The organism is Hydrogenophaga sp., from assembly GCF_048549895.1.
Taxonomy (GTDB): Bacteria; Pseudomonadota; Gammaproteobacteria; order Burkholderiales; family Burkholderiaceae_C; genus Hydrogenophaga.
This window is the reverse complement of sequence record NZ_JBLYYB010000010.1, coordinates 1-5864: the sequence shown is the minus strand read 5'-3', so window position 1 is coordinate 5864 and position 5864 is coordinate 1. Positions and strand designations below refer to the sequence as shown.

Annotated in this window: 6 protein-coding genes and 1 tRNA gene; 6 read left to right on the top strand and 1 reads right to left on the bottom strand. The window is 62.2% G+C overall.

The window, feature by feature from the left end; all coding sequences use genetic code 11:
* Positions 1 to 635: 635 nt before the first annotated feature.
* The 6 genes from ACN4F8_RS00625 to ACN4F8_RS00600 all read left to right on the top strand — a co-directional run bounded on the left by ACN4F8_RS00625 (position 636) and on the right by ACN4F8_RS00600 (position 5214).
* The gene (locus ACN4F8_RS00625; RefSeq protein WP_419471797.1) at positions 636 to 1037 is read left to right on the top strand and encodes a GreA/GreB family elongation factor; all 402 of its coding nucleotides are present in this window, start codon (positions 636 to 638) and stop codon (positions 1035 to 1037) included.
* A gap of 74 nt (positions 1038 to 1111) precedes the next feature.
* Positions 1112 to 1987 carry a universal stress protein gene (locus ACN4F8_RS00620; protein WP_419471796.1) on the top strand — a complete coding sequence of 292 codons (876 nt, stop codon included), beginning with the start codon at positions 1112 to 1114 and terminating at the stop codon, positions 1985 to 1987.
* Positions 1988 to 1994: 7 nt separating this feature from the next.
* Complete coding sequence (locus tag ACN4F8_RS00615) at positions 1995 to 2867, top strand: FapA family protein (protein ID WP_419471795.1); 873 nt, start codon at positions 1995 to 1997, stop codon at positions 2865 to 2867.
* 7 nt (positions 2868 to 2874) lie between these two features.
* On the top strand, positions 2875 to 3582 hold the full coding sequence (locus ACN4F8_RS00610; RefSeq protein ID WP_419471794.1) for an N-acetyltransferase: 708 nt from the start codon (positions 2875 to 2877) through the stop codon (positions 3580 to 3582).
* A 63-nt stretch (positions 3583 to 3645) separates the two neighbouring features.
* Positions 3646 to 4989, top strand: coding sequence for an NADP-specific glutamate dehydrogenase (gene gdhA, locus ACN4F8_RS00605; protein ID WP_419471793.1), 1344 nt, complete (start codon positions 3646 to 3648; stop codon positions 4987 to 4989).
* 96 nt (positions 4990 to 5085) lie between these two features.
* Positions 5086 to 5214, top strand: a complete 129-nt coding sequence (locus tag ACN4F8_RS00600; protein WP_419471792.1) for a hypothetical protein — start codon at positions 5086 to 5088, stop codon at positions 5212 to 5214.
* Between the two features lie 486 nt (positions 5215 to 5700).
* Here the strand turns inward: ACN4F8_RS00600 and ACN4F8_RS00595 are convergent.
* Positions 5701 to 5772, bottom strand: a tRNA-Arg gene (locus ACN4F8_RS00595).
* Positions 5773 to 5864: the final 92 nt, after the last annotated feature.

The window sequence follows — 5864 nt, the reverse complement described above, 5'->3', positions numbered from 1 at the left end:
TAGTCAAACAACAGCCAATGCAGAACAGCCGTTGATCAGGAAGTCAGCCAACAAGCTGATTGACTATGGAGGAAGTCCTTGTAGAGCGGTTTAGTCCCAAGACTGAACTGAGTCATTCGCGTGCAACCTCACGAGAGACAGCTGAGCTCGTTACCAGACATTCGACTGCCAGTTATCTGCGAGACTGCTTTGCCTCCAAGAGCGGGTACTTGACGACATGTGGGTACGGGCGCTCTTCAGATGGCTGCCCTAAGCTTGATCTCGCCCTCCCTCTGGGCGATCAACTTGCCAAGTTCAATCGGGATTGGTTGGGAGAACTCCCGCGTTCGCTCCTACACGCCCGAGGACAATAACCAGCACTCGCTTCAGAAAAATCTAATGCGTCTTACAATAGACAAATGGTTTGTTATCCCACCATCACTCCCCACACAGCAGCTCTCATGCCCCTCGCGGCATGCAGTGCTGTGGCTGGTCGCAAGCTGATGGGTTCGGCGGGACTGCGCCAGCCGGCCGCACATTCTTAAGCCCGGCGATACCCCTTCCTCTTTTTGCGCAACCAACATCGCCGGGCCCCAGCCCAGCGCGATCGCGGGCGCCGCTCTTTTGCAGCGGGCCTGCACCAGTTGGAGTGCCCCATGCACAAGAACCTTGCGGGTGAGCGGCTGCTCACCGAAATCGACTACGCGCGCCTGAACAAACTGCATGGCGCGCAACTTCCGCCCGAGCTGATCGAGACACTCGATTCCCTCGATCTCGTTCCTTCGCGCGAGATCCCGCCCGACGTTGTCACCATGTACTCGCAGGTCATGGTCGAAGACCTCGAGTCCCACCAACGTCAGAAGCTCACGTTGTGCTACCCCGCCGATGCGGAGCCTCACTTGGGTTTCATCTCCGTGCTCTCTCCCGTGGGGGCGAGCCTGCTCGGCCAGCGCGTGGGTGCCATCGCCCGCTGGCGCACACCCAACGGGGATGCGTGCGCGGCCGAAATCGTCACGCTGCTGTTCCAGCCTGAAGCCAGCGGCGACTACACCACCTAGCCGCCTCCCCGACACCGATCGCGCCCCGCCAGTCATGTGCCGCGGGGCAGGCCCACGCTCGTCCAGGAATTCCCATGCACTTCGACTACATCCTTGCCGTCTCCGATTTCACGGTGCTCTCCGAGCACGCGCTGGAGCGCGCCGCCATGCTGGCCCGACAACACCAGGTCACGCTGCGGCTGATCCATCTTGCAGAGGGCCAGAACGCCTTCCCTTCCGACCCCATCGCGCGGCTGGGCCAGCGCGCGCGCCAGCTGGCGAGACGCCACGGGATCCCGGTGCATGCGATCGAACGGTCGGCATCGCTGCAGGACGTGCTGACCGAGGCCCACACAGCCACCTTGCTGGTGATGGGGCCGTTGTCACAGCGGAGCTGGAAACGTTTTCACCTGGGCACCACGCTCGATCAGGCCGTGCACGGCAGCCTGTGTCCCCTGCTGGTGGTCAAGCAGGCGCCCGTGCGTTCGTATGAGCGTGTGCTCGTGGCCGTTGATCTCTCGCCTCGGTCAAAGTCCCTGATCGACTTTGCCGGCCTGTTCTCCGCGCCCACCAGGCTGAAGTTGTTTCATGCGATCGACACCATCGAAGACGCCAAGCTGCGCTCGGTCAACGTGTCGCCTGAACTGATCCAGTCCTACCGGCTCGGTTCGCGCCAGCATGCCAGGGACCGCCTCGCACAACTCCTGGACGGGGTGGCCGCGGCAGCGCCCGCATCGACCGTCCCTGCAGTGTCCTTCGATGTCGGCAACGGCGACCCGGCCTATTCGACCGCCTTGCACCAGCAAGCCACGCGGGCCGATCTGGTCGTGGTGGGCAAGCGGCGCAGCTCAACCCTGGTGCAGTTCTTCACCGGCAGCGTGGCCCAGCGCCTGGCTAAGTGGGCGGACGGCGATGTGTTGATCGCTCCGTTTGATCGACTGAACATGGCCGCCGATGCAGACCGGCGCTGAGAACGACATGGACCTCACCAAAGACTTCATCAAGACCAAACAGCCTTGTGCCGATGGATTCCGCTGGTTCTTGCGCCACCACCATGACGGGAGCAACTACCAGGACCTGCTGGATGCGCTTGTCCAGGCAGGTCGCGCCAACGACGCCTGCTGGCTGCTCGATCAATTCGGCCCCACCAACGAGACCTTGACCCTGGACCATGTCTCGGCCGGCTTCATCGTGTTCGCGGGCTCATTGAGGGTGCGCGGAAACATCGACGTGGACTCGGTGGTGCGGGTGGGGCGGCGCATCGACGTGGGCGGCAGCATCGTTGCGGGAGGATCGCTGATCTCGGGCGACGATATCCGCTGCCGGGGAAACATCCGGAGCAACGGCAGTTTGAAATCGGGCGGTCGCGTCAAAGCGGACTGGGGTATCGAGGCCCTCGGTGACATCTCCGCGCAGGGGGACGTCCAAGCGGGCTGGGATCTTCGCTGCTCAGGCAAGCTCTATCTGAGCGGACTGGCATCGGTCGGGCGCGACGTGATCGTGGATGGCGCCATCACCTGCGCCAAGAGTCTGGTGGCTGGAGGCACCCTGGTGTCAGTCGGCAGCGTCCACGCTGTCGAAGGCATTTCGGTCTCCACAGACATCGATTGCGGCATGCACCTTGAGGCGGGTTGGGGCGTCAGGGCGGGTGGAACCATTCAGGCCCGCGGGGCGATACGTGTTGGCGAAAGTCTGGTTGCGTTCGAAACCATCAGAGCAGGTGCCGGCTATGGCGTGTTTGCCGGTCTGAATGTGCAGATGGAGGACTGGGAATCGAGCGCCCGCGTGTGCGCCAGCCACAAGCCCGACAGCTTGATGAGCGGTTGGTGGGCGGGGGCTCGGGATGTTTGAAACATTGATGTTTGCCCTGCTGGCATGGCCCTTCATCAACCCTCGGTCAGTCCTTTTCGGCGAGCGACCCGCAACGCGCTCCGGCGAGCGCCCGGGTGCGCAGCAGCACATCATGGAGTTGCGCGTCGACGTGCAGTGGAGCGCCTCGGCCGTTGACGATGAATTGAAGTCGCTGCACGCGCGCCTCGAGCGCTCGGGTCTGCTCACAGGTGGCACCGGCATCATCACGACCCAGCTCCCGGGCCTGGTGCTTCGCCACCGTGAGGCCGATGGGGAGCACTACATCTACGTGGAGGACGTGGCACGCGGCTGCCTGGCCGGCTACACGGTCTTCAACCGGTTGATCGAAGTCAACCGCGTGTTGGATCGATTTGTTCGGGCTCCGCATTCCAAGTACGCGGTCGAGTACCAGCGACGGGGCATCGCCACCGCGGTGTACGAATGGGCGCTTTCTCAGGGGTTCTGCCTGGTCAGCGGCGCCCGCCAATCCACAAGCGCCTACGCGCTGTGGATGTCTCTCGCCACACGTCATCGGCTGGAACACGTCGAGGTTCGCGACAAGCGCATTCGCTTGTTGGCTTCCCCAGTGGACCCAGCGACGCGCGATCGACTCCAGACCCGCATGGTGTTGCTGGGTGAGGGTTGGGAGGTCGTCAATAGAGATGACTCTGCAGCCGACTCGCCGCTCGTCCCATCGCAAAATGCACCAACATGAGGCCTTTTTCTCATCCAATGCGGCTTGCGCATAATGCCATGCACAGTTTTAGAGCATGACACCATGAAATACGCCTCAGCGCACCACTTCCTCGAACACGTCGCCACCTGCAACCCTGGACAAACCGAATTCCACCAGGCCGTCTCCGAGGTGATGGAAAGCCTCTGGCCCTTCATCCAGACGCACCCGAAATACGCCGAACACGGCCTGCTGGACCGGCTGGTGGAACCGGAGCGGGTGTTGATGTTCCGCGTCTCCTGGGTCAACGACCACGGCGACGTGCAGGTCAACCGGGGCTACCGCATCCAGCACAGTTCGGCCATCGGCCCGTACAAGGGCGGCATGCGCTTCCATCCCTCGGTCAACCTGTCGATCCTGAAATTTCTGGCCTTCGAGCAGACCTTCAAGAACGCGCTGACCACCCTGCCCATGGGCGGCGGCAAGGGTGGTTCCGACTTCGACCCCAAGGGCAAGAGCCCGGGTGAGGTGATGCGCTTCTGCCAGGCCCTGATGAGCGAGTTGTTCCGCCATGTCGGGTCCGACACCGACGTGCCCGCGGGCGACATCGGTGTGGGCGCCCGGGAGGTCGGCTTCATGGCCGGCATGATGAAAAAACTCAGCAACCGGTCCGACTGCGTCTTCACCGGCAAGGGCCTGTCCTTCGGTGGCTCGCTGGTGCGGCCCGAGGCCACCGGCTACGGCACGGTGTACTTCGCGCAGGAAATGCTCAAGCGACAGGGCCGCAGTTTCGACGGCCTTCGCGTGAGTGTGTCAGGCTCGGGCAATGTGGCCCAGTACGCGGTGGAGAAAGCCATGGCGCTGGGGGCCAAGGTGGTCACCGTGTCCGACTCCAGCGGCACCGTGATCGACGAAGACGGTTTCACCCCGGAGAAACTCGTCGAGCTGATGGAGGTGAAGAACCACCTGTATGGGCGCGTGAGCGACTACGCCGAACGCACCAAGAGCAGGTTCGAGGCGGGCGTGCGCCCCTGGGGCGTGCCGGTGGACGTGGCGTTGCCCTGCGCCACGCAGAACGAGCTGGACGAGGCCGACGCCGAAAAACTCATCAAGAACGGGGTGGTCTGCGTGGCCGAAGGGGCCAACATGCCGACCACCATGCAAGCCGTGGAGCGCTTTGAAGCGGCGGGCGTGTTGTACGCACCCGGCAAGGCCAGCAACGCCGGTGGCGTGGCCACCTCGGGTCTGGAGATGAGCCAGAACGCGATGCGGCTGTCGTGGCCACGCGCCGAAGTCGACGACCGCCTGCACACCATCATGGTGGGCATCCACGAGGCCTGCATGCAGCACGGCCGCCGCGCCGACGGCTCGGTGAGCTATGTGGACGGCGCCAACATCGCCGGCTTCGTCAAGGTGGCCGACGCGATACTCGCGCAGGGCGTGATTTAGACCCATTAGCTTCACGTTGCTTCGAATGCACCCCTCCTGCTTCAGCTCACTTACCTGGGAATAACGCGGCGCAAATTCAACGGCTTGGAGCATCCCATGGCCCCTCTCATCACTGCCGATGTTCAGGGCACTCGCATGGGCACAAGGCAGCACCTGCAGAGCGGCATGAAGCAACAGAACGCATTCATCGTGCGCGGGATGACGGTGCTACCGAGTGGCGCTTGAGTCTGTGTCCTGCGATGTGCGCTAGATGTCAGAAATACCTCACGCACCGGCCACTTGGCTGGCGAGAGCAACTACCAACCAAGGACTGCAAGGTGGCCGACAACGTTTGTTAGAGCTTTGTCGCGCCACAGGCGGCAATCGCTGCACAAGAGCCATTGCCTCTGAGACTTGGCCATGTAAAAGTCCGCTTGTTGTCAGTCGGAAATCCTCAAACTTCAGCAACCGAAAGAGATCGCTGGTTCGAATAGTCAGGGCAGTCAAGTTGACTGGGCCTGAGCCCAATGGTCAAACACGACCCCTGTCGAAGGTCGGCAGGTTGGAGGCGGGCCATGAGTGGGCCACGGATGGGCCACAGAAAATGGCCACGAAGACTCCTGACCATTGCACTACCAGTTCTGCGTAGCCCATTTTCGTAGCTAATGTGGGGAACTGGAATTCACTCGACTGCTGCATGGGCCATGAGAGGCTCACGTAAGTCGTTGATTTTGGTGCGGCTGGCGGGGATCGAACCCACGACCCGGCTTCGGAGGCCAGAGATGACGTTCCACATCTTCACGCAACATAAGCCAGCACATGCCAGCAAAAGGTGGCATTCGTCCATAAGCCATTGATGCACAAAGAATTCTTTGGAATGGCGTGTGACGTTTCCT